Source organism: Streptosporangium sp. OZ121, from assembly GCF_051918885.1.
Lineage (GTDB): Bacteria > Actinomycetota > Actinomycetes > Streptosporangiales > Streptosporangiaceae > Streptosporangium.
Genome location: NZ_JBPXMC010000001.1, coordinates 306,311 through 325,194, shown reverse-complemented (window position 1 = coordinate 325,194; position 18,884 = coordinate 306,311). Strand labels below are relative to the sequence as shown.

At 67.3% G+C, this 18,884-nt stretch carries 37 protein-coding genes and 1 pseudogene; 36 read left to right on the top strand and 2 right to left on the bottom strand.

Annotation, left to right across the window (positions count from 1 at the left end):
* Positions 1 to 31 precede the first annotated feature (31 nt).
* The 4 genes from ACTOQ1_RS01665 to ACTOQ1_RS01650 all read left to right on the top strand — a co-directional run bounded on the left by ACTOQ1_RS01665 (position 32) and on the right by ACTOQ1_RS01650 (position 2,310).
* A complete protein-coding gene (locus ACTOQ1_RS01665) occupies positions 32 to 637 on the top strand; it encodes a vWA domain-containing protein (RefSeq protein WP_440063879.1) in 606 nt (201 codons plus the stop codon).
* Between the two features lie 82 nt (positions 638 to 719).
* Positions 720 to 1,280, top strand: a complete 561-nt coding sequence (locus tag ACTOQ1_RS01660) for a hypothetical protein (protein ID WP_440063877.1) — start codon at positions 720 to 722, stop codon at positions 1,278 to 1,280.
* On the top strand, positions 1,277 to 1,708 hold the full coding sequence (locus tag ACTOQ1_RS01655) for a hypothetical protein (RefSeq protein ID WP_440063876.1): 432 nt from the start codon (positions 1,277 to 1,279) through the stop codon (positions 1,706 to 1,708). Before ACTOQ1_RS01660 ends, ACTOQ1_RS01655 begins: the two co-directional genes overlap by 4 nt.
* Before the next feature lie 125 nt (positions 1,709 to 1,833).
* Positions 1,834 to 2,310 (top strand): GntR family transcriptional regulator, encoded by a 477-nt coding sequence (locus ACTOQ1_RS01650; protein ID WP_440064752.1) that lies wholly within the window; start codon positions 1,834 to 1,836, stop codon positions 2,308 to 2,310.
* A 50-nt stretch (positions 2,311 to 2,360) separates the two neighbouring features.
* On the opposite strand, the gene ACTOQ1_RS01645 is transcribed toward ACTOQ1_RS01650, so the two are convergent.
* Entirely contained in the window at positions 2,361 to 2,615 is a 255-nt protein-coding gene (locus ACTOQ1_RS01645) for a hypothetical protein (protein WP_440063875.1), read from the bottom strand.
* Positions 2,616 to 2,947: 332 nt separating this feature from the next.
* Between ACTOQ1_RS01645 and ACTOQ1_RS01640 the strand changes: the two genes are divergently transcribed.
* Genes ACTOQ1_RS01640 through ACTOQ1_RS01630 form a run of 3 tightly spaced genes read left to right on the top strand, consistent with a single transcriptional unit; the run spans position 2,948 to position 4,672 of the window.
* Complete coding sequence (locus ACTOQ1_RS01640) at positions 2,948 to 3,325, top strand: hypothetical protein (RefSeq protein ID WP_440063874.1); 378 nt, start codon at positions 2,948 to 2,950, stop codon at positions 3,323 to 3,325.
* Positions 3,326 to 3,371: 46 nt separating this feature from the next.
* Positions 3,372 to 3,671 (top strand): hypothetical protein, encoded by a 300-nt coding sequence (locus tag ACTOQ1_RS01635; protein WP_440063872.1) that lies wholly within the window; start codon positions 3,372 to 3,374, stop codon positions 3,669 to 3,671.
* Between the two features lie 32 nt (positions 3,672 to 3,703).
* A complete protein-coding gene (locus tag ACTOQ1_RS01630; RefSeq protein WP_440063871.1) occupies positions 3,704 to 4,672 on the top strand; it encodes a hypothetical protein in 969 nt (322 codons plus the stop codon).
* A gap of 3 nt (positions 4,673 to 4,675) precedes the next feature.
* Here ACTOQ1_RS01630 and ACTOQ1_RS01625 read toward each other — a convergent pair whose 3' ends face one another.
* Positions 4,676 to 5,200, bottom strand: a complete 525-nt coding sequence (locus tag ACTOQ1_RS01625) for a hypothetical protein (protein ID WP_440063870.1) — start codon at positions 5,198 to 5,200, stop codon at positions 4,676 to 4,678.
* Between the two features lie 283 nt (positions 5,201 to 5,483).
* On the opposite strand from ACTOQ1_RS01625, the gene ACTOQ1_RS01620 reads away from it, so the two are divergent.
* The 29 genes and pseudogenes from ACTOQ1_RS01620 (at position 5,484) to ACTOQ1_RS01480 (ending at position 18,858) form a co-directional block, all read left to right on the top strand.
* Entirely contained in the window at positions 5,484 to 5,825 is a 342-nt protein-coding gene (locus ACTOQ1_RS01620; RefSeq protein ID WP_440063868.1) for a hypothetical protein, read from the top strand.
* Between the two features lie 37 nt (positions 5,826 to 5,862).
* Complete coding sequence (locus ACTOQ1_RS01615; protein ID WP_440063866.1) at positions 5,863 to 6,030, top strand: hypothetical protein; 168 nt, start codon at positions 5,863 to 5,865, stop codon at positions 6,028 to 6,030.
* Positions 6,027 to 6,239, top strand: a complete 213-nt coding sequence (locus ACTOQ1_RS01610) for a hypothetical protein (protein ID WP_440063865.1) — start codon at positions 6,027 to 6,029, stop codon at positions 6,237 to 6,239. The genes ACTOQ1_RS01615 and ACTOQ1_RS01610 overlap by 4 nt, the downstream gene beginning before the upstream one ends.
* A complete protein-coding gene (locus ACTOQ1_RS01605) occupies positions 6,236 to 7,165 on the top strand; it encodes a YqaJ viral recombinase family protein (protein ID WP_440063863.1) in 930 nt (309 codons plus the stop codon). Before ACTOQ1_RS01610 ends, ACTOQ1_RS01605 begins: the two co-directional genes overlap by 4 nt.
* Positions 7,162 to 8,469, top strand: a complete 1,308-nt coding sequence (locus ACTOQ1_RS01600) for a hypothetical protein (RefSeq protein WP_440063862.1) — start codon at positions 7,162 to 7,164, stop codon at positions 8,467 to 8,469. The genes ACTOQ1_RS01605 and ACTOQ1_RS01600 overlap by 4 nt, the downstream gene beginning before the upstream one ends.
* Positions 8,470 to 8,480: 11 nt before the next feature.
* On the top strand, positions 8,481 to 8,855 hold the full coding sequence (locus tag ACTOQ1_RS01595) for a hypothetical protein (protein WP_440063859.1): 375 nt from the start codon (positions 8,481 to 8,483) through the stop codon (positions 8,853 to 8,855).
* Positions 8,856 to 8,921: 66 nt separating this feature from the next.
* Entirely contained in the window at positions 8,922 to 9,176 is a 255-nt protein-coding gene (locus ACTOQ1_RS01590; RefSeq protein WP_440063858.1) for a hypothetical protein, read from the top strand.
* A 38-nt stretch (positions 9,177 to 9,214) separates the two neighbouring features.
* Positions 9,215 to 9,454 (top strand): hypothetical protein, encoded by a 240-nt coding sequence (locus ACTOQ1_RS01585; protein WP_440063856.1) that lies wholly within the window; start codon positions 9,215 to 9,217, stop codon positions 9,452 to 9,454.
* Positions 9,454 to 9,927: a hypothetical protein gene (locus ACTOQ1_RS01580; protein ID WP_440063854.1), complete on the top strand. Its 474-nt coding sequence runs from the start codon at positions 9,454 to 9,456 to the stop codon at positions 9,925 to 9,927. The genes ACTOQ1_RS01585 and ACTOQ1_RS01580 overlap by 1 nt, the downstream gene beginning before the upstream one ends.
* Positions 9,924 to 10,166: a hypothetical protein gene (locus tag ACTOQ1_RS01575; RefSeq protein ID WP_440063853.1), complete on the top strand. Its 243-nt coding sequence runs from the start codon at positions 9,924 to 9,926 to the stop codon at positions 10,164 to 10,166. The genes ACTOQ1_RS01580 and ACTOQ1_RS01575 overlap by 4 nt, the downstream gene beginning before the upstream one ends.
* Positions 10,163 to 11,095 (top strand): SPFH domain-containing protein, encoded by a 933-nt coding sequence (locus ACTOQ1_RS01570; RefSeq protein ID WP_440063852.1) that lies wholly within the window; start codon positions 10,163 to 10,165, stop codon positions 11,093 to 11,095. The genes ACTOQ1_RS01575 and ACTOQ1_RS01570 overlap by 4 nt, the downstream gene beginning before the upstream one ends.
* A complete protein-coding gene (locus tag ACTOQ1_RS01565; protein ID WP_440063850.1) occupies positions 11,092 to 11,472 on the top strand; it encodes a hypothetical protein in 381 nt (126 codons plus the stop codon). Before ACTOQ1_RS01570 ends, ACTOQ1_RS01565 begins: the two co-directional genes overlap by 4 nt.
* The gene (locus ACTOQ1_RS01560) at positions 11,469 to 11,711 is read left to right on the top strand and encodes a hypothetical protein (protein ID WP_440063849.1); all 243 of its coding nucleotides are present in this window, start codon (positions 11,469 to 11,471) and stop codon (positions 11,709 to 11,711) included. Before ACTOQ1_RS01565 ends, ACTOQ1_RS01560 begins: the two co-directional genes overlap by 4 nt.
* Positions 11,708 to 12,253 carry a crossover junction endodeoxyribonuclease RuvC gene (locus ACTOQ1_RS01555; RefSeq protein ID WP_440063848.1) on the top strand — a complete coding sequence of 182 codons (546 nt, stop codon included), beginning with the start codon at positions 11,708 to 11,710 and terminating at the stop codon, positions 12,251 to 12,253. Before ACTOQ1_RS01560 ends, ACTOQ1_RS01555 begins: the two co-directional genes overlap by 4 nt.
* On the top strand, positions 12,250 to 12,444 hold the full coding sequence (locus ACTOQ1_RS01550; RefSeq protein WP_440063847.1) for a hypothetical protein: 195 nt from the start codon (positions 12,250 to 12,252) through the stop codon (positions 12,442 to 12,444). The genes ACTOQ1_RS01555 and ACTOQ1_RS01550 overlap by 4 nt, the downstream gene beginning before the upstream one ends.
* Positions 12,441 to 12,776, top strand: coding sequence for an ECF-type sigma factor (locus ACTOQ1_RS01545; RefSeq protein WP_440063845.1), 336 nt, complete (start codon positions 12,441 to 12,443; stop codon positions 12,774 to 12,776). Before ACTOQ1_RS01550 ends, ACTOQ1_RS01545 begins: the two co-directional genes overlap by 4 nt.
* Before the next feature lie 146 nt (positions 12,777 to 12,922).
* On the top strand, positions 12,923 to 13,219 hold the full coding sequence (locus ACTOQ1_RS01540; RefSeq protein ID WP_440063843.1) for a WhiB family transcriptional regulator: 297 nt from the start codon (positions 12,923 to 12,925) through the stop codon (positions 13,217 to 13,219).
* The gene (locus ACTOQ1_RS01535; protein WP_440063842.1) at positions 13,216 to 13,503 is read left to right on the top strand and encodes a hypothetical protein; all 288 of its coding nucleotides are present in this window, start codon (positions 13,216 to 13,218) and stop codon (positions 13,501 to 13,503) included. Before ACTOQ1_RS01540 ends, ACTOQ1_RS01535 begins: the two co-directional genes overlap by 4 nt.
* Positions 13,496 to 13,858 carry a hypothetical protein gene (locus ACTOQ1_RS01530; RefSeq protein WP_440063840.1) on the top strand — a complete coding sequence of 121 codons (363 nt, stop codon included), beginning with the start codon at positions 13,496 to 13,498 and terminating at the stop codon, positions 13,856 to 13,858. The genes ACTOQ1_RS01535 and ACTOQ1_RS01530 overlap by 8 nt, the downstream gene beginning before the upstream one ends.
* Positions 13,851 to 14,303 (top strand): hypothetical protein, encoded by a 453-nt coding sequence (locus ACTOQ1_RS01525; protein ID WP_440063838.1) that lies wholly within the window; start codon positions 13,851 to 13,853, stop codon positions 14,301 to 14,303. Before ACTOQ1_RS01530 ends, ACTOQ1_RS01525 begins: the two co-directional genes overlap by 8 nt.
* Before the next feature lie 53 nt (positions 14,304 to 14,356).
* Positions 14,357 to 14,530, top strand: a complete 174-nt coding sequence (locus tag ACTOQ1_RS01520) for a hypothetical protein (RefSeq protein WP_440063836.1) — start codon at positions 14,357 to 14,359, stop codon at positions 14,528 to 14,530.
* Positions 14,530 to 14,961, top strand: coding sequence for a hypothetical protein (locus ACTOQ1_RS01515; protein WP_440063835.1), 432 nt, complete (start codon positions 14,530 to 14,532; stop codon positions 14,959 to 14,961). Before ACTOQ1_RS01520 ends, ACTOQ1_RS01515 begins: the two co-directional genes overlap by 1 nt.
* Positions 14,954 to 15,343, top strand: a complete 390-nt coding sequence (locus ACTOQ1_RS01510; RefSeq protein WP_440063833.1) for a hypothetical protein — start codon at positions 14,954 to 14,956, stop codon at positions 15,341 to 15,343. Before ACTOQ1_RS01515 ends, ACTOQ1_RS01510 begins: the two co-directional genes overlap by 8 nt.
* Positions 15,343 to 15,888 carry a hypothetical protein gene (locus tag ACTOQ1_RS01505; protein ID WP_440063832.1) on the top strand — a complete coding sequence of 182 codons (546 nt, stop codon included), beginning with the start codon at positions 15,343 to 15,345 and terminating at the stop codon, positions 15,886 to 15,888. The genes ACTOQ1_RS01510 and ACTOQ1_RS01505 overlap by 1 nt, the downstream gene beginning before the upstream one ends.
* Positions 15,885 to 16,127 carry a hypothetical protein gene (locus tag ACTOQ1_RS01500; protein WP_440063831.1) on the top strand — a complete coding sequence of 81 codons (243 nt, stop codon included), beginning with the start codon at positions 15,885 to 15,887 and terminating at the stop codon, positions 16,125 to 16,127. Before ACTOQ1_RS01505 ends, ACTOQ1_RS01500 begins: the two co-directional genes overlap by 4 nt.
* Entirely contained in the window at positions 16,124 to 17,218 is a 1,095-nt protein-coding gene (locus ACTOQ1_RS01495; protein ID WP_440063829.1) for a hypothetical protein, read from the top strand. Before ACTOQ1_RS01500 ends, ACTOQ1_RS01495 begins: the two co-directional genes overlap by 4 nt.
* 354 nt (positions 17,219 to 17,572) lie before the next feature.
* A pseudogene (locus tag ACTOQ1_RS01490) lies at positions 17,573 to 17,749 on the top strand (DnaJ domain-containing protein); the annotation flags it as partial.
* Positions 17,750 to 17,854: 105 nt separating this feature from the next.
* Positions 17,855 to 18,694 carry a hypothetical protein gene (locus ACTOQ1_RS01485; protein ID WP_440063828.1) on the top strand — a complete coding sequence of 280 codons (840 nt, stop codon included), beginning with the start codon at positions 17,855 to 17,857 and terminating at the stop codon, positions 18,692 to 18,694.
* Positions 18,691 to 18,858 carry a hypothetical protein gene (locus tag ACTOQ1_RS01480; protein WP_440063826.1) on the top strand — a complete coding sequence of 56 codons (168 nt, stop codon included), beginning with the start codon at positions 18,691 to 18,693 and terminating at the stop codon, positions 18,856 to 18,858. The genes ACTOQ1_RS01485 and ACTOQ1_RS01480 overlap by 4 nt, the downstream gene beginning before the upstream one ends.
* Positions 18,859 to 18,884 lie beyond the last annotated feature (26 nt).

Here is an 18,884-nt window from a genome sequence, read left to right as displayed (position 1 = left end):
CGACCCCACTCAACACGGAAGGAACACCCCCATGAAGACCCACATCGCGTTCATCCTCGACGAGTCCAGCTCAATGTGGATCGTCAAGGAGGAGACGGAGAGCGGCCTGGCCGCGTTCCTCCAGGAGCAGCGCGACGTCCCGGGCGAGACCACGGTGTCGCTGTACCCCTTCAGCAACACCATGAGGGTGGCGTACGAATACCGGCCGCTGGCCGACGTCCCCGCGTTCGAGCTGAAGCCGGAGGGCTACACCGCGCTGCTCGACGCTGTCGGCCAGAGCATCCGCAGGATGCGGGAGCACTTCGCGCAGATGCCCGAAGGTGACCGGCCTGACCAGGTCATCGTGGTCATCCTCACGGACGGCGAGGAGAACGTCTCCCGCGAGTACTCGCGGGAGCGGGTCAAGCGGAGGATCACCCGCCAGACGGAGGTGTACGGCTGGACGTTCGTGTTCCTCGGCGCTGACCAGGACGCGTTCCGCGCCGCTGGCGGGATGGGCATCGGCCGCGAGTCCACGCTCTCCTACGGCTCCGACCGCACGGAGGAGAGCATGACCCGCGCCGGGATGACGGTGGCCCGCGGGACGAGGACCGGCACCTTCGCCTTCACCGACGACGACCGGAAGGCCGCCGAGTAAGGACAGCTCACCTCGGGGCGGCGGCCGGCTGGCCGCCGCCCCGCTCGTTTCGGCCAGCAGCGACACCGAGAGGAACAAAAAGATGGGTACGGACGTCAGCGCCTACATCACCCGCAAGGAGATTCAGCAGGTCGTGGGCCTCCTTGGGGTCACTCCCGAAGACTCCAACGAGTGTGTGTACATCGACTCGAACACCATCAACGGCCAGCACGAAAACCCTGTCGGCATCCACCGTGCGGCCCGTCAGGTCGCCGAAGAGCGTGACGACGAGGATTTCGACCCCGGCACCTCGCCCGAGCTGTTCGATATCGACTACGAATTCGACGACCACGACAACGCCAAGCGGGTGGTCACGGCGATCGAGGAACACGACCCGGACGCGGACCGCCGCATAGCCCAGGAGATCGTCCGGGCGCTCACCGAGAGGTTCGGAATCGAGACCCCCGGCCTGACCGACCTCGGCCTGACCGGCGACCAGGCCGCCGAGCTGATCCGCCTCGGCGCCGCGGTGTGCGTCGGCTACCAGCACGAGAACGACGCGATGGCGTGGGCGCTGGACTTCTTCGCGGACACGGACGCCATCGTTGACCTCGGCGCGGACTACTGGATGCGCCTCCCGGAGAAGTTCGGTCCGCAGTCGTGAGCCTCGACCCGTGGAGGCTCGTGGCGGACCTGGTCCGCGACTCCATGCAGGCCGCCCTGCGGGAGCGCGCCGACGAGCTGTTCGCGCAGGTCGAGGGGCAGCTGTACGCCAGCGGGTTCGTTCTCCGCAAGAAGGTGAAGCCGGCCCCGCCAGAGCAGCCCCGGCCCGTCATCCGGCGGTACACCGAGCCGGGCCGGGCCCGCACGCTGGTCGCGGTGGTGCCCTGCTGCGACCGGCGGGTCAGCTTGGAGCGCGACACGACACCCCTGGTGGTGTGCCTGCCGTGCCGCCGCGCGTACGACGTTGCGCTCATCCAGGAGGAGGACAGCGGATACGCAACGGGCGACGGCGGCTTCATCGCGGCCTTCACCGTCCGCGACGACCTCCCGGTGGCCGCGCGTCTACGCAGCAAGCGGCCAGCGGCGTAAGCCCCTGACGTGACGAAGCCCCGGCGCTGCCAGCGTCGGGGCTTTCGTGTTTCCAGCGGTCAGCCCCATGGAGCCTGTATAGGGAAAGTATGCTTACGTACCTGGAATGTAATACCGTGCTCGGCATGAACCGACGAGGACACCGCGGCCCCGTGCCGGTCTACCAGCAGATCGTGGCCAGCATCAAGGCCGACATCGCGGCCGGCGTGCTCAAGCCGGGCCAGCTGCTGCCCAAAGAGGACGACCTCGCCGAGCAGCACGACGTGTCTCGGGTGACCGTCCGCAGAGCTCTCGCCGTGCTCCGCGAGGAGGACGTCATCTACACCGAGCACGCCAAGGGGTCCTTCGTCGGCCCGAAAGACGCCCCGCAAATCCGGCCCCCGTGGCCGTTTGAGCAGGTGGCCGCGCAGGTGACTGAGCTGATAAACAGCGGCGAGTACGAGCCCGACACGGTGCTGCCGTCCGAAAACGAAATGATGGAAATGCACGGCGTGGCGAAGAACACCGTCCGAGCTGCCATGGATCTGCTGCGGGAACAAGGACTGGTCTACACAGTTCCCGCCATAGGGACGTTCGTTACAAAGCGCGACCAGGCAGAATGACGTGCGGAGCCGCCAAGAAGCTGCAGTTCACGGCGGCTCCGTGTCTATTCTCAGTCTCCGGTACGACCGTCCTGGAGACCCTGCTCGTAGGCGTCGGCTCTGGTAGGCCGAACGGGGCGGCGCCGGAGGACCGTCATGGTTGCGGCTCCTGCTGCGAGGCAGGCCAGTACCGCAAACACGGCAGTAGCGACAGGTGCGTCATCGGTCGGGTTGGTCAGGATTTTCTCGGCCATCACGATGTATGTACCTGTTCCGGCGAGGAAGGCCAAGGTGATCACGGCCACCACAGTTGCTGTTGCTCTCATGGTGCCTTTCTCGCGTTGTCAACTTTCCGTACTTACACGTCAACAGTGCCAGCGAGGCGGATGCCACGCTACGTCTACATCCTGGGATGACCCTACATCGTTACGGTTTCGCCCACCTCAGGCGGAATGAGGCATGCCGGATCGGCTTGTCCTCTTCAATCGTTCCATGTCGTATAGGTGGCATGTCGGGAATACGGCGCCCTGAAATTGTAGACAGAGGCGGCTGAAACTACTTCTATGGTCACTCATCGAGCGCGTGACACACCGCTCTAACAATCGGGGCGGGCGGTCAGTAGCGTCCGCCCATCTCGCATCACCTCCTGGGAGAGACCATGAAGACCCCGTTTGGCCTGCGCAGACTCCTCGCCACCGTGTCCACCGCGGGACTGCTGGCCGTGGCCGTGGCCCCTGCGTCGTACGCCGAGCCCACCCCCGCCCCCACGCCGACGGAGACGTCCGAGACGTCTCCGACCCCCACGCCGAGCCCCACCGCCTTCACCCCGAAGACGGTCACCGACACCCGCACCGAGACCACGAGCAGGAGGACGAACCCGAACGGCACCGTGACCGTCACCAAGACCGTGACCGTCACCACGAGCACCGTCACCCAGACCGTGACCACCGAGCCGGCCGGGACGCCGGACCTGACTCCGTCCCCGACGACGAGCGGACCCGTGGACCAGACGAACGGCCACACCGGCGGCATGTAGAGCACAAGATCGACAGCTGAGACCACTTCGTCGACCTGGAGGCACCTTGACCCGCCGTGATCGCCATTGGCTGATCAGCACGTTCAGCATGGCCGTGGTCGGCTGGGCCACCGCAGTTGGCACCGCGCTGCTTCCCGTCATCCATGACGTAGACGTCAGCGTGAACGGTGTCCTCCTGCTGCTCATGTGGGTTGTCACCATCCCGGCACCCACCACGGTTGTGCTCATCATGTGGCATCTCCACAGCATCGCCCTGCAAAAGGCCTACGAACTTGGGCAACGGCATGCACGGAACCTCGACAACATGCACAGGAAAATGTCACACATGGCTGCCATGCTGAATTGATCATCGGGTAACGGACAACAGGAAGTGATACTTTGCACCGGGTCCCCGGCCTCAGCGCAGGGCAGGAACGTATCTATCGCTACCTGCTCACCGAAGGGTTCACCAGCCACAACGACCTGGTGAAGAGGTTGGGGCCAGAGGTCGACGAGGACTTAGTCGATGACGACCTGTGGGTGCTACGGGAGCGGGGCCTGGTCCACAGTGATCCGCCGGTGGCGCGGCGCCCTTCGCGGGCGCTGCAAGGCGACCTCTTGGAGAGAGAGGCGCAGCTGCGGGAGTTGATGTCATACGTTGACGAGCTGGACGAGCTGTTCGACGCCAACAACTCCCCGGTCGATGGCCATCCCGTTGAGGTGCTGTCGACGCTCGACAGCATTCAGCAGTACTTCGAGCACATCCACGCCACGGCGCGGCATGAGGTCATGCAAATCGTTACGCATCCCTTCATGCCGCTGAGTCCTCCGAGCGGGCCGGCCATGTCCGCCGACGCCGACGAGGACCATCCGGCCAAATGTCGGGTCATCTACGAGCAGCGCGTCTTCGACAACGCCGCGGCGGTCGCCGGGCTCACGCATTCGGTGGAGCGGGGCTGCGAGATCCGCCTAGCGGATCGCCTGCCTCACAAGCTCCTCATCGGTGACCGGGCTCTGGCGATGACGCCGAGGTACCCGCGGGGTCACCACGACAGTCGGCCGATGTTGCTGGTTCATCCCGGCACGCTGATGGACTTCCTGGTCATGGTGTTCGAGACCGAGTGGGACCAGGCTTTGCCGATGCAGACAGATCCCGGCCAGTTCACAGAGAACGGCCGGGATCTGGATACGCAGGAGATGCTGATCGTGGAGATGCTGTCAGGTGGCGCTCACGTCGAGCGGATCGCCAGTGCTCTGGGGGTCCATAAGCGGACGGTGGAGCGGAAGGTCGGCGAGCTGAAGCAGAGGGCGGGAGTAGAGACCCTGTTCCAGCTCGGGACGCACGCCGGCCGCCACTGGTTGCGCTAACGGTCATCTCGGCCGCAAGATGTGCAGCTGCGCTTCGAAGGACTTCAGCGTGCTGTCGAACTGCGCCAGGAGGACTTTCTCCATCCGGGCGCGATCCTTGTCCGACGCGGGGAACGCGCGGACCTCTTCCAGCATCCGCTCCAAGTACTGCAGCACCGATTCTTGGGTGACGTCCAGGTCGATGGCCGCTGCCACCGGGTCCGCTTCGGCTTGGTTCTTGATGTAGTCGTTGAACAGCTCGGCCGCGGTGTCGTGGCCGGCCTCCCGTATGTCGTCGGGGGTGATGGCGTCAGTGCGCGAGAGGTCGTTGATCGCCGCGGCGGCGAACACGATTTCGCGGTCGCTGATCTTCTTCTTGGTACCGGCTTCGATGCGTCTCCAGTTGGCTTCGCTGAACACTTCGCCGGACAGCTGGGAGGCGCGCGTGGCGGCGGCGCGTACGGAGATGGCCCGCTTGAGCGTCCCCGGGCTATTTCGTCGCTCCTCGATGAGGCGTGCGATGGGTGGCGGTTGGCGTGTGGTGGGCATGGTGCTCGTACTGTCCCCTCGTGGCGGTTATTGCGCTATCAGAGCGTCGCGCAACGGTACCAATAAGAGTGTCGCGGAGTACACATGCAACCGTAACCTTTCGCTACTTTGTGTGACATTTCCTTCTGACGCGTCAGACGCATCGGACGCATTTGACGCACTTCTACGTTGATCTATGCGTCAAGAGACGGTAATGTCGGTCCTGTCGGTACACCTATGGATGATCAAGGCTCTTGATCGCTCACAGGACCGTGCACAGCCCTATGACGAGGAACGGAACCATATGAACGACACCAGCACCAGCACCGCCACCGCCCCGCAGATTCTCCGCTGGGAAGAGCCTGTGCCGCTCCGCTCGGCTTCTCAGGACCTCGCCCACCTCGCGGACGCCATTCGCGCCCAGCCCGGCAAGTCCGCAGTGATCGCGGAGCACCCCAACACCAAGGAGGGGAAGCGCATCGTCGCCACCCTCACCAACGCCGTGAAGTACAAGCGGCGGGGCTTCTGGCACGCTGACGGCGACTTCCACGTCACCACCCGCACCGAGCGCATCGACGGCGTCGGCGCCGACGCTGAGGGTGGCAAGGTCATCCGCGTCTTCGTCCGTTTCGACGCACGTGGGTAGCGGAACCGATTCCCACGTCCTGAGCAGCGAAGAGTACGTGATCGGCGTGGCTGCGCTGCGCGTAGCCGAACACCAGCGCTGCCCCGCCGGGCCCGTCTGGCACGGCATCCTCACCGAACTTCTCGACGGCGACGCGGCCGAAGCCGACCGCCTCGTCGTCGAGGCCCGCCGACAGCTCCAGACCAGACAGGAGGTCACCCAGTGAGATCATTCACCTTCGCCATCCCCGGAGACGACGAGCTCACCGACTACCTGAGGGCCATCAAGCCCGACGACCACAACCACCCCTACGCCCCCGCGGCGACGCTCTGGCCGCGCTACCGCGAGCAGGGCAACGCCGCCGAGCAGGCGCTCACCTGGGCCGACAACGACGAATACCGCTGGGTCGAGCAGAACGACAGGGGCGCCTGGTGACCACCCTGGTCACGCCGACCGGCCGGTTCCTCGGTCAGTGGCCGTCCAACACGCCGGAGTGGTACGCGGCCCGCGCGCACCGCATCGGCGGGTCCGACGTCGCCGCGATCGTCCGCCTGTCGAAGTGGCAGTCGCGATACGCCCTGTGGTGCGAGAAGACGGGGCTGGTCGAGCCTGACCCGCCGAACAGCCAGCAGTCGCGCGGCCACTTCCTGGAGCCGGGGGTCGCCAACTGGTTCGCTTATCAGCACCCCGACGTCGAGGTGGTCGAGGCGGGCACCTGGACTCACGTCGACCCCGAACGGGACTGGCAACTCGCCAACCCTGACCGGCTGCTCGTGCGTGACGGCCAGGTGGTCGCCGGGCTGGAGATCAAAACCGATGTCGACGGTCGCGACTGGGGCAAGCCGGGCACCGACGAGATCCCGCTGTACTACCTGACGCAGGTCAGGTGGTACATGGACGTGCTCGGCCTGGACGAGTGGTGGGTCGCCGTACTCGGCTCCCACCTGGAGTTCTCCGAGTACATCATCCGCCCCGACATCGACGACACCCTGTATCTGCGTGACGCGGCCGAGGAGTTCCTCCGGTCCATCGCGTGGGACGAGATGCCGACGATCGACGGGCACGATGCCACCTACCGGACGGTGCGCAAGCTGCACCCGCTGATCAATTCCGGCGAGAAGTTCGCCCTTCCGGACGACCTCGCCGCCGAGGTACTGCCCGCCCTGGCCGAAGAGAAGTCGGCCAAGGAAGCCGCACAGAAGGCCCGCGCGAAGCTGCTGGCCGCGATGGGGAACGCGTCCCATGCCTATTGGGACGAAGAGCCAGTCGCGCGCCGCCAGGCCAAGGGCGAAGGCACCCCTTACCTCGTCGTCGAGAAGAACCTGCCCGCCATCCCTGAACTGCTAGGAGCCGCAGCATGACCACTGACAACCTGCCTGGGATCCGCAACGCCGAGCTCGCCCAGCGGATCGAGTACTCCCAGCAGCTGGCCTTCTCAAGCCTCCTGCCCGCCCAGTACATCAAGCAGCCCGCGAACGTGCTGTGGGCGGTGGAGTTCGGCCGGTCGGTCGGGATCGACCCGATGACGGCGATCACCGAGGTCCACATCATCAAGGGCAAGCCGTCCTCGTCGGCGGGCCTGGTCAGCGCTCTGGTGCGCAAGGCCGGACACAAGATGCGGACCTGGATCGAGCGTGACGAGAACGGCGTCCTCGCCAAGGCCGTCTCGACGATCCACCGCAGCGACGACCCCGAATTTGAGTTCCGCTCCGAGTGGAACATCGCCCGCGCCCAGACCGCCGGACTGATCAAGCAGAACGAGAACTACGGGAAGTACCCGGAGGGCATGCTCGTGGCCCGCACGCAGACCGAGGTCGCGCGCATGGCCTGCAAGGAGGCCCTGTGCGGGCTCGGCTACACGCCCGAGGAGCTGGGCGCCACCGTGAACGAGGACGGCTCAGTCGTCATCACTGACGCACGCCAGGTAGAGGTCAAGCCGGGCCAGTCGATCCGCGAAGCCGCTGAAACCATCAACGACGCCAACGTCACCGTGATGGCCTCCAACACGCAGCTTCGCAAGCTCGCCGAGCTGATGACCGCCAAGGGCGTCACGGACAAGCTCGGCTACCTGCACGACGTGTTCCCGGACTACACGTTCCAGTCGGCCGCCGACCTGACGGCCGCGCAGGTCTCGGCGGCGGAGAACGCGCTCAACCGGGGTGAGCACCTGCCTGCCGCTGCGGAGACCGGTCAGCCCGAGGAGCCCACCGAGCCGCCCGCCGAGGAGCCGGTGGCCGCGCCGCCGGCCGGGGCGGCGGACGAGGAGCCCAGCCGGAAGGCTCAGCACACCGACATGGGCATCTGGTTCGGTGAGGCTGGGATCACCCATCACACGGGTACGGGCATGAAGGCGAAGAACGACGCGGCCCGCTTTGCGTGGATCGCCGAGCACCTGGGCCTGACCGTCACCTCCACCAAGGAGCTGAACGCCACCCAGGCCGACAAGGCGGTCCAGCTGCTCATGCAGCAGGCCGCCGCCCGCCGCGAGGACCTGAAGCAGCGGATCGTGATCGTCTGGACCGACCTGGGCGGCAACAAGCAGGATCTGACGCCCACGCTGGAAGCGGCGATGAATGTGGGCCTGAACCAGGCTGGCAACGCTGACCTGGACAAGTTCCTGAAGAAGCTCAACGACGGGGAGATCGTCCCGGGCGGTGCCCAGTGATCCACAACTCGATGTCCGGTGAGCAGTACGTCGTCCGCTTCCAGCGGACCGCCATGATCGTGCTCGCCGATCCACTGCCCGTGGACACCCTCGACCCCCGCTATTCGTCCTGCGTCGAGCACCGCACCGCGTGCGACTGCCGCGAAGCACTGCTCTCGGAGAACATCCGCGAAGAGCGTGACAGGTGGGAGCACGCCAAGCAGATCTTCAACGAGCTTCTGCAAGGCCACCCCACCTACGCCTACGACGAGCAGGGCCACCGGGACGAGCAGGCCCAGTGCAAATGCACCGGCTGTGTGATCGCCCGCCGCCTCCACCTCCGAACCATCGGCGATGTCGCCCGCGACCGCGAGGCATGGCGCCGCCGGAACGAACCGCCGTTCTGATCGAGCTCACCGGCCCCGCCGCGGCACGCGGCGGGGTCTCTCCACCGCCACTAAGAGGAGTCCCCAGTGAAGAGCATCACGGTTGAGTACGACGACGTGACCCCCGAGCGGATCGGCCGTTCGCTGACCGACACCGAGACCACCCTGTCGATCGGCAATCGCCGACTTCCCGCGCTGCTGACCGACCGGGCTTCCCTTCTCGAAGCCCTGAGCATCTCCGACGTCCTCCGCGCCGCGAACGACGCCTGGCGCGCGAACATCGTGGGCGCGCTTCGCGCCCTCGACGCCGCAGAGGCGGCCCGCGAGAACGCCACCACCTGACCCCTCGTCCACGCCACGACGACAGCAGGAGACCCCTGATGACGTACGGACACATCACCCCTCAGATCGCCACCGACGTGCTCGCCTTCTGGAACGGCGGCCGGATCTCCAGCCGGTTCCACCTTCACCTGCTGCAGGCCATCGCCGAAGCAGACGACACGGACCGCAGCAGACTCGCCGCCCAGTACCCCGCCTACGTGGCCGCCTACGAGCTGGCCGCACACACCGATGGAGGCAGGGACATCCTCCACGCCCGCACCACCGACAGGAGCGAATAGTGACCGCCCTGACCATGCCGCAGAGCCAGCTGGACGCCATCCGCTGGCACGCGGGGGAGACGGCGACCGCCTACACCAACCTCGGCCTTCCACCCAGCCAGGCAGCGCAGGACCGGCAGGCCCTCCTCGGTGAGCTGGACGCCCTCGCTCAGGCCGCCCGGAACTCGGGCGAGGCGCACCTGATGATGGGCGAAGGGATTCGGGACGCGATCCGCGCCGACCGCGACCACGGCCCGAACGCCGGGATGAGCATCATCACGAACTACGCCGACGCGGCCGGCCTGCTCGACGCCCTGGACGAACGGCTGCCCACCTTCTACGTCAACCGTGACGACGGCTACCACTGGCTGACCTGCGGCCGGTGCGAGGAGCCGCTGCTGCAGGTCGACGCCGGGACCTCCCTACCGCAGATGAACAAGGTCACGTGGGCCCACGAATGCACCACCCAGGACGCCGCGGCGGGGGAGCAGTGACGAAGCCCCTGATCCTCCTCGCCGCCATCGCCCTGGTGGTGCTCTGCATCGTGCTCACGAAGTGGATCGACACCCGCACCAAGGGCGCCCGCGCCGACCGCCGGACGCTCCGCCGCTACGAGGAGCTCGTGGCCGAGGTCCACGCCCTGGCCCTCGCCAACTCCGACCTCGACCCTTCCGCCCAGCTCATCGCGGAAAAGATCCGCACCTCCCACCCCTCCCGAAAGGCCGTCCGATGAAGCTCAAGACCGTTTCTACCCTCGCCCTGCTGGCCCTGGCCACCACGGCGTGCGCCTCCGTCAACACCGAGTACGACGAGACGGCGATCGTCTACTACGGCGCGATGGGCGGCGCGACGAAGTTCGAGAAGTGCATCGCCCCCGCGAAGCGGGAAAGCGTCAGCGTCAGCGACAACTCGTGGACCTACCCGTACGGGCAGCGGAGCTACGACTTCTCCGGCGCCGAGGCCGGAGAGTCCAAGCCGCTGAAGGTCGTGTCGCGGGACAACGTCGAGATGACCGTGAGCGGCCTGGTGACGTTCACGCTCAACACCGAATGCAAGACGCTGCAGGAGTTCCACGAGCGGATCGGCAGCAAGTTCTCAGCCTTCTTCTACGGCACCCAGTCCGAGGAGAGCCTGGTGGGCTGGGGCAAGATGCTGAACACCTACATGCGGGTGCCGCTGGACAGGGCGCTGGACGCCGCCTCACAGGAATTCGAGTGGCGGGGGCTGTTCAACGACCCGAAGGTGAAGCAGGCGTGGGAGAAGCGGGCGGGGGAGCTGGCCGCTCAGTTCATCAAGGAGACCGCGCAGGGGCAGTTCTTCTGCAGCCCCGCCTACGTCCCCGCCGCGGCGCCCGCCGCAGGTAGCGCCGCCCCGGCCACGCCGGCCAGCGGGTGCGGCAACATCGTCCTCACCATCCAGAAGCCCGAGCCGCCGGCCGCCCTGGTGAACGCGCTCGCCGCCGAGCAGATCGCCAAGACGGAGAACGCGGCCCAGACCCAGCGCAACGCCAAGGTCCGCACCGAGATCGAATCGATCAAGGACCTGGCCAGGGTCCTCGGCCCGCAGGGCGCCGTGCTCTGGCAGGCCATCCAGAAGGGGCAGGTCACCGTCGTCCCCGTCCCGCAGGGCACCGACCTGAACGTCACGGCAGGCAAGCCGTGAACCTCCCCACGAAGCTCCCCGCAGAGCTGACGCAGCAGCAGAAGGCGTGGGCCTTGGGAATCGGAACCGCTTCCCTCATGGCGTTCGCGCTGCTCGCCGACATGTGGGCGCTCGTTCTCGCGGCGCTGTCCCTGTCCGTGGGGATCTCGCTCGGCGTCATGGGCGGTGCTGAACTCGGCCGCCGGAGGAAAGCCCTCGAACTGGACACGGCGTGGGGGCACTACACCGCCGCTGCGGACCTGGTCGACCGGCTCCACGCCGACAACGCGGAGCTGAACCGTCGCGCCGTAAGCGTCGAAGCCGACCTGACGAGGTGCGTGGCCGAGAACGCCAAGCTCCGCGCGCAGCTCGCCGAGCAGGCGGGCAACGCTGCGTGATCGACGTGATCCACGACGTCCTGGCGGTGATCGGTGCGCTCAGCGTGCTGATCACCGTCGGGGCGTTCCTCCTCGGCGGGATGTTCCACCGGGACGCGCTCCGCCGCCAGCAGGCCCGGCGCGACCAGCGGGCCCAGCAGCCCGCCGAGGAGGTCGCCGCCGACCTCGCCCTGTGGTCCGACTACTGGACCGACCACGACCTGCACAAACTCGACCCTCTCAAGGAGGACAAGCAGTGACACTGCCCCGCGTGATGGGCTGGGACCTGGCCGCTGAGCAGTCCGGAGTTGCCCTGCCAGACGGCACCACCACGGTAATCAAGGCGAAGAAGGTCACCGGCAGGGCGCGGACCTTCGACGACGACATGAGGCGCCTCGACCTCGTTGACCGGCGCTCGACCGAGCTCATCGCCGCCTACGAACCGACCCTCGCTGTCATCGAGGACTACGCCGCGGGCATCCGGGGCAACCCGGTTCACCGGCTCGCCGAGTGCGGCGGCAAGGTCCGGTTGAACTGCTGGCGCGCGGGCGTGCCGGTCGCCCTGGTGAACGTGCAGCACGTCAAGGAGTACGCCACCGGCAAGGGCGGCGCGAGCAAGAGCCAGATGGCCACTGCGGCGCTGTCCCGGGCCGGCCTGGTCTTCCCCACCGAAGACGAATGCGACGCCTGGTGGATCCGCGCGATGGGCTGCGACTGGCTCGGGCACCCGGTCGTTGACCTGCCCAAGGCGCAGCGCGCGGTGCTGGCCAAGGTGAAGGACTGGCCGGAGATGGCCCGATGACGAAGCGCCGCGGCGTGACCGCGAACCTCGTCATCGTCGACGAGGCCACCCACTACGAACCGGCGGCCGACGACGTCGACGAGCTGGGCGACCTCGGCGTCCCGGTCATCGTCGAAGGCCAGGTCGTCGGCCACCAAGACCCGATTTTCCCCCTTGACCTGCCCATGCGAAACGGGAGCACCCAGCCATGAGCGCCATTCTCGAAGGCACGCTGTTCGAGGCCGCGACGGACGTCATTGACGAAGTGCTCGCGGAGAGGCGGCCCAGTGCTCTCGCCATCCTGCAGGCCCTCAACGACGCCGGATACGTACTCTTGCCGCCGGCCAAGCGGAAAAGCCCTGAGTGGCTGCCGGTGGGCGCCTCCAGCATGGACAAGGTGCGGCGGTGCGCGGAGGTCCTGGCCTCCGGCCTGTCGAACGAGGCGGCCGCCATGGAGCTGGGCGTGTCCGTGCGTACGGTCGAGCGGCACGCCGCGGCGGCCCGCGCTCTCGGGCTGCTGCAGCGGGGACGGCGGCGCAGATGAGGTGCCGTTCGTGCAGCAAGAGCTGCAAGACCCGGATCTGTCTCGCCTGCGTCAGGAAGCAGGCGGGAGTGACGCCGCCGGAACCCACGCCGGAGCCGGAGCCGGAGCCGCCTCAGCCGAAACCGGCTCGTGTGAGGAAGGCGCTGGTGCGGCAGAGGGCCATGGCTCCGGTCCGCTGGCACAAGGACGCCGCGTGCAGGGGGATGGACCTCCACCTGTTCTACGGCCCGTCCGACGACGAGCCTCCCGAGGGCACCCGCCAGCGGGAGGCCCGAGAGAAGCGGGCGAAGAAGGTCTGCTTGACCTGCCCCGTCATGGCGAAGTGCCTGGAGTGGAACCTTGAGTTCGGCCCTCACCAGTACGGCGTGGGCGGCGGGCAGACCGCTGAGGAACGCCGCGAGCTGCGGAAAAAGAAGCCGAGCGGCACGCGGGACGCGTCGTGACCGGGGGACTGAACCAGGACACCGAGAACGCCATCAGGGCGCTCGCGCATCGCGTCTACGAACGTGACCACCAGGACCCGGCGGAGCGGGCCACGCCCGTCGACTTCGCCTTGGAGTTCGTAACGGCGTTACGCGGCCGGGGCTGGCGCTGCACCAACGCCGGACAAGCCCCACAGACCACGGCCCGGTCAGGGCCGGACACCTACAGCAGGGGTGCGGCGCTCGCCCGCCAGCTCCTGCAGAAGCTCCCAGACGACGAATCGGAGAACAACCCGCATGACTGAGCAGCTGATCCCCTACGACAACTTCGGCAACCTGATCCGTGATCCCCGGGCGGAGCGCTTCCTCCACCCGGAGGTGCCGATCCACGAGCGGCCGGCCGAACGGTTCACGGCGACGCTCACCCTCGGCAAGTCCATCCGGACCGGCGCGTCCACGTACGTCACGTGGTTCGACGAGGAAGGCCACCTGTACCCGATGTACCTGTCGGCCCTGATGGAGGTCCTGAAGACCCAGGACCTTTCCAAGGGGGTCGTGACCGCCGAGTGGATGCCCGTACGGCAGGGCCTGTACTTCGGCCTGCGGCTGTACGTCGACTACGAGGCGCGTCGCGCGACGTACGCCTACGCCAGTGAGTAGCCCGTCCGATCTCGTGCTCGTCGACCGCCTGGCGCTGCGGGTCGCGCTCGACTTGCTGATGAAGATCAACCCGCGGCCTCGGTACGGCAGGGCCGCGATGTTTCGCCTCGCCCAGGCGCTCGCCGAGCGCTCCGAATGGGAGCACCTCGACGGCACCGTGTGCGTCGCCGGACACCGCGCGGACGCCCGCTGTGCCGAGGGCGGCGGCCCGGTCCGTATCCGCAAAGCCGCAGCTTCGAAGCGCGCGGCCTGCATCAACAAGGAGATGCCCATGGGTGACGCAGACGTCAAGGCCGCGGTCGTCGAGGCCGTTCGCGGCTTCGATTTCGGCGACTACGGCCTGGACAGCTTGGACGAACTCAAGGACGAGCAGTGGGTGCCCGACCTCGCCCAGGCCGTCGTCGACCGGATCGCGCGCCACGCCGCCGCGAAAGCCGAGGGCTGATGCGGCCCCACCCGATCTACCACCGTTGCGCCCTCACCCCTGACTGCAAGGAGATGATCCCGATCGACCACCTCATGTGCCGCCCCCACTGGAGACGGGTCCCCCGGGAGATCAAGGGGCGCGTCACCCTGACCTACCGGCGGCGCTCGGCCGACTGGGAGGTCTACGCGCAGGCCGTACAAGACGCCAAAGCCGCCGTCTGGAACACCCTTGGAAGGAACCGCTGATGTCCCCCTCGACTGAACCGCGCACTCTCACCGACTGGCGAGGCAACCCCTACACGCTCGGCACGCTGATCTTCTACCCGCGCATGTCCGGCCGCAGCTGCGAAATGGTCGAGGCGGTCGTCGTCGACATCTACGACGTCGTACGCGACCCCGACAAGTGCAGATGGGTCCGCTTCGACCCCGCCAACCCGCGCCACCAGGCCACTTCCAAGGGAGACCGTGTGACCCGCGTCGTGGTCCAGCCGACCGGGCTCGGCTCCCGCGACTTCTTCCGTTCTCACACTCGCCTGGCGCGTGACGAGGCGGGGGAGATGGTTCGGGACGAGCAGGGCGGACCCGTCTGGGAGACGCCCGAGATCAAGCCCGTCACCCTGATGATCACCAACAACGTCACCGTGCCCGCGCCGCGCGCTGGGCGGGCCGATGCGTAAGCGCTCCAACGCGGTCACCCTGGGCGCGCTCACCGCCTTGTCGGCGATGGTCATCGCGGGCTGCGCCATCGAGGGCGAGGTGGTCAGCGCCGACTGCTTGGACGCCTACGACTGCGCCGTCACGGCCGAGGAGGAGGTGACCGCCGACTGCGTGGACATCTACAGCCTCGCCGAGGACGGTTCCTACCAGCAGTTCGAGGACCGCTATTGCGAGGGGGGATCGCACCACGGCTACACCTACGTGTACGGCGGCAGCTCGTCCGGCGGGCGGATCCACGGCGCCACCTCGATCCGGCCGAGCAACGTCAAGATCACGTCCCGTGCTGGCCGAGTGATCGTCAGCGGCGGGTTCGGCGGCCGAGGCGGCGGGGGCGGCAGCTGATGAGCGACAGGTCAATCCTCACCACCGACCAGATGGAGCAGCTGAGCGACATCCTCCAGGGGATCCTCGCCAACTACGCCGTCAGCACCGACCTGGCCGCGCACATCTTGGCGAACTTCTCCGCCGAGGTCGACAACTGGTCCGGGGCGCGGCCGTTCGTCCTGGTCTACACCGGCTGGCGCGGCGCCAGCCGCGACCGGGTCCGCGCGGACCTTGACGACGTCCTCAAGCGGGTCGGCCCGTTCCACCTCATCGTCGGCTACAACGTCGAGGAGGACGAACCTGACGGAGGCGACCGGTACGCCTACGAATGGGCGACCACCACCCCCGGAATCACCGTGGAAACCCGGCCGGCGCCGTGGCACATCCCGAAGTTGAAGCGCGCGGCCGGCCCGTACCGCAACGGCCTCATGCTTGGCCTGGCCATCGGACGCGGCGGCCCGCACGGAGTCCTCGCCCACCTGCACAAGGAGTCGCGCGGCGCCGCCGGAACCGCCGCGTTCGCTGAACACCTCGGCGTCCCGATATGGAAGAGGCCCGCATGAGCAGCCCCGCCGGCCTCCCGCCGTTCTCCGGCGACGAGCCGACATGCCTGAAGTGCGGGTACGAGAAAGCCAGCACCATGTACCTCCACCACGGCGAATGCCGCCACACCCACCCCGGCGAACACCTCATCGAGGGCTTCAGGCCGAACGAGCGGCTGCACCGCGAATGCTTCCGATGCGGCTACGCGTGGGACGAAGCCATCGTGCCGCCCGAGCTCACTGCGGGGAGGACAGCATGAGCCGCGCCACCGACGTGAAAGACCTGCTCGACGAAGAAGCCAAGGAGCAGGATCTCCTCGTGGAGTCCCACGGCCAAAAGTGGAAGGTCACCAACCTCAATTCGGGGCTGGTGAAGTTCCTGCCGAAGAACGGGGCCGGCCGGTCCCTGAAGAACTTCCGCACGCAACTCCACAGCTTGCGTCCCCCGCCCAGTCCCATGCTCGCCGCCACCGAGGGAACCGACTCCATGCCCCGTGACACCTGGTGGAAGGTCGAAGACCTCATCGCCGCAGCCCGCATGCAAGGGCTCCGCCCCTACGTGTCCGGCGGCATCTTGTGCGTGCCCGGCGACCTCGACGCCCAGCCGATCGCCGAGATGCTGCGCGACCGCGAAGCCGAGGTCGTCGCCTACCTCGCCCCTGCCCACGCCCAACCCAGCCAGAGCGAAAGTGACCACATGCCGAAGATCGCCGACACCGCCCGCATCGACCGCACCGGGCCCGCGCGGAACATCGCGGGGGACGCGGAAGCCCTGTGGTCCCTCCTGCGGGAGGAGGCCCGCAAGCAGGGCGACAAGCCCGGAACGAACGCGGGCGTTCCCGGGGTGCTGTGGGCGGGTGCGCTCATCCGCATCGTGCAGGAGATCGGTGAGGGCTGGGACGCCATCCACGTGCAGGAGGTTCGTCAGTACCTGAACCGGACCGAGCACACACACTGCCAGCGGCCCAAGGCCAAGCCGCCCATCTGGTGGATCGCGGACAGTTGGAGCGACGGGGGACTCACCGTCACCCGCATCCCCGAAGCGTGCGACCTCGAGAGAGCGGAGCCGCAGCAGCCGAAGCCCGTCGCCGAGCCCGAGCCGGCTGCGGCCCCGGGCGGAGCGTTGGCCGCGCTGCGCGCCCTGGACCGGCGCATCACCACCGCCGAGCAGCGCGCCGCCGACGCGGAGAAGGCGCTCAACAAGGAACGGGGGGAGAAGTCGGACCTGCTGACCGAGCTGGACGAGGTGCGCGCCGAACGGGACCAGGCGGTGCGCGACCGCGATAAGGCGGTGGCTGAGCTGGACCTCATCAACGCCATGCTGGGCAAGCTCGGCCTCGGCGGCGCGTAGTGATCGGTTCCGATTCCCAGGGGGCGGAGGGGCTGAGTGTTTTCCGTCGTTGATGTCGGCTGGTGCAAGGGCTCGAAGGGGAAGCGGCCGTGCGGGCAGAAGGTCAGGTGGACGGAGACGGAGGCCGGGGTGCCGTTCGCGGTGAACCTGGCCCCGGACCCGGGCGGCAACGTGGCGGTGTTCCGCGACGTGCGGGGGAAGCTGCGTTCGCGTCGCGTCACCGACGACCGGCCGCTGTTGCCGTACGAGCGGCTGATGATGCCGCACGTCGCGACGTGCAAAGCACCCCCGAAGCCGAAGCCGCCGCCGCGGCGACCACCCAGGCCCACGCCGCCGGCGGGCGCCTACTACACGGTGCTCGGCGTCGACCGGGACGTGGACGAGGTCACCCTGAGGCGGGTATACCGTCGCCTCGCCCGGGAGCTGCACCCCGACATGAACCCGGACCCGGTCGCTCAGGAACGCTTCAAGGAGGTGGCGGAAGCGTATGAGGTGCTGTCTGACCAGGCGAAACGGCGGATCTACGATCTGACGGGCCGCCGCCCGAGATGAACGCCGGAATCGGAACCGCTTACGGTGGCTGGACGCCTCTTCCCTCAGTGGCTCCGCTGATAGACACGAAGGAGAGGCGGCTACATGCCGTGGTTCAAGGTCGACGACGCTTTCCACTCGCACCTGAAGGTCATGCAGACCAAGGCGGCGGCCCTGGGGCTGTGGGTGGTGGCTGGATCGTGGTCGTCGGCGAACCTGACCGAGGGGTTCATTCCGGACGCTGTGCTGCCTCGGCTGATGCCTGGCGCGAAGCGTCTCGCGAAGGATTTGGTCGAGTGCGGCCTGTGGGAACGCACTGACAAGGGCTTTACTTTTCATGACTGGGATGATTACAACCCCACCGCTGAGGAGGTGCGCGAGGACCGGGAAGCAGCGCGGGAACGCATGCGGAAGCTGCGGGCTCGGCGACGTGGACAGCAGGATCTAGCAGGGGAAACGTCGGAGTCGCGTGAGCTGCTGCCTGCCTCTGACGCGTCGGTTGTTCGCCCGAACATCCTGCGAACGTTCGCGGAACGTTCGGACGATGTTCGTAACCCCGTCCCGTCCCGTCCCGTCCCGGTCCAAAGTGCAAATACATCTAGTCAGTCATCTACAGGTAGTGGGGTGGTCGGCCACCAGACTGATGATCATGACTTTCATGAACTAGACGAAATGATCACCCGCCTGCTCGCTTCGCTCACGACGGACCCCATCACCGGCCACCACGCCGCATGGGTCCGGCAGACCATCCTCGGCAAAGCACGCGGACAGATCCGCGACCGCAGCGCCTACATCCGCCGAGCACTCCAACAAGACGCCCGCCCCTACCTGCCCCAGCAGCACACCGCCGCGGCGAACACCACCGGCCGCTGCACCACCCACCACCAGACGATGCCCTGCAGAGGATGCGCCGCCGACCTCAAGGCACGAAAGGACACCGAATGACAGCCCTCACGATCATCGCGGGCATCCTGCTGTACGCGGCCGGCTTCGTCGCCGCCCTCTGGCCATTCGTCCTGCTCATTGTCGCCTTCATCACCCCATGGGTGGGGCTCTACCGCATCACCACCCGAGACCGACGTGCACGAAAGCACACAGAAGCGGCATAAGATCACCCCACCCCACCACGGAAACC

Coding starts and splice junctions, on each gene's coding strand:
- ACTOQ1_RS01595 (WP_440063859.1), top strand. CDS start 8,481: ATGTCCGGTGAGCAGTACGTCGTCCGCTTCCAGCGGACCGCCATGATC.
- ACTOQ1_RS01600 (WP_440063862.1), top strand. CDS start 7,162: ATGACCACTGACAACCTGCCTGGGATCCGCAACGCCGAGCTCGCCCAG.
- ACTOQ1_RS01625 (WP_440063870.1), bottom strand. CDS start 5,200: ATGCCCACCACACGCCAACCGCCACCCATCGCACGCCTCATCGAGGAG.
- ACTOQ1_RS01665 (WP_440063879.1), top strand. CDS start 32: ATGAAGACCCACATCGCGTTCATCCTCGACGAGTCCAGCTCAATGTGG.
- ACTOQ1_RS01510 (WP_440063833.1), top strand. CDS start 14,954: ATGCGTAAGCGCTCCAACGCGGTCACCCTGGGCGCGCTCACCGCCTTG.
- ACTOQ1_RS01545 (WP_440063845.1), top strand. CDS start 12,441: ATGAGCGCCATTCTCGAAGGCACGCTGTTCGAGGCCGCGACGGACGTC.
- ACTOQ1_RS01500 (WP_440063831.1), top strand. CDS start 15,885: ATGAGCAGCCCCGCCGGCCTCCCGCCGTTCTCCGGCGACGAGCCGACA.
- ACTOQ1_RS01480 (WP_440063826.1), top strand. CDS start 18,691: ATGACAGCCCTCACGATCATCGCGGGCATCCTGCTGTACGCGGCCGGC.
- ACTOQ1_RS01585 (WP_440063856.1), top strand. CDS start 9,215: ATGACGTACGGACACATCACCCCTCAGATCGCCACCGACGTGCTCGCC.
- ACTOQ1_RS01640 (WP_440063874.1), top strand. CDS start 2,948: ATGAAGACCCCGTTTGGCCTGCGCAGACTCCTCGCCACCGTGTCCACC.
- ACTOQ1_RS01620 (WP_440063868.1), top strand. CDS start 5,484: ATGAACGACACCAGCACCAGCACCGCCACCGCCCCGCAGATTCTCCGC.
- ACTOQ1_RS01495 (WP_440063829.1), top strand. CDS start 16,124: ATGAGCCGCGCCACCGACGTGAAAGACCTGCTCGACGAAGAAGCCAAG.
- ACTOQ1_RS01505 (WP_440063832.1), top strand. CDS start 15,343: ATGAGCGACAGGTCAATCCTCACCACCGACCAGATGGAGCAGCTGAGC.
- ACTOQ1_RS01485 (WP_440063828.1), top strand. CDS start 17,855: ATGCCGTGGTTCAAGGTCGACGACGCTTTCCACTCGCACCTGAAGGTC.
- ACTOQ1_RS01550 (WP_440063847.1), top strand. CDS start 12,250: ATGACGAAGCGCCGCGGCGTGACCGCGAACCTCGTCATCGTCGACGAG.
- ACTOQ1_RS01570 (WP_440063852.1), top strand. CDS start 10,163: ATGAAGCTCAAGACCGTTTCTACCCTCGCCCTGCTGGCCCTGGCCACC.
- ACTOQ1_RS01650 (WP_440064752.1), top strand. CDS start 1,834: ATGAACCGACGAGGACACCGCGGCCCCGTGCCGGTCTACCAGCAGATC.
- ACTOQ1_RS01660 (WP_440063877.1), top strand. CDS start 720: ATGGGTACGGACGTCAGCGCCTACATCACCCGCAAGGAGATTCAGCAG.
- ACTOQ1_RS01515 (WP_440063835.1), top strand. CDS start 14,530: ATGTCCCCCTCGACTGAACCGCGCACTCTCACCGACTGGCGAGGCAAC.
- ACTOQ1_RS01530 (WP_440063840.1), top strand. CDS start 13,496: ATGACTGAGCAGCTGATCCCCTACGACAACTTCGGCAACCTGATCCGT.
- ACTOQ1_RS01520 (WP_440063836.1), top strand. CDS start 14,357: ATGATCCCGATCGACCACCTCATGTGCCGCCCCCACTGGAGACGGGTC.
- ACTOQ1_RS01645 (WP_440063875.1), bottom strand. CDS start 2,615: ATGAGAGCAACAGCAACTGTGGTGGCCGTGATCACCTTGGCCTTCCTC.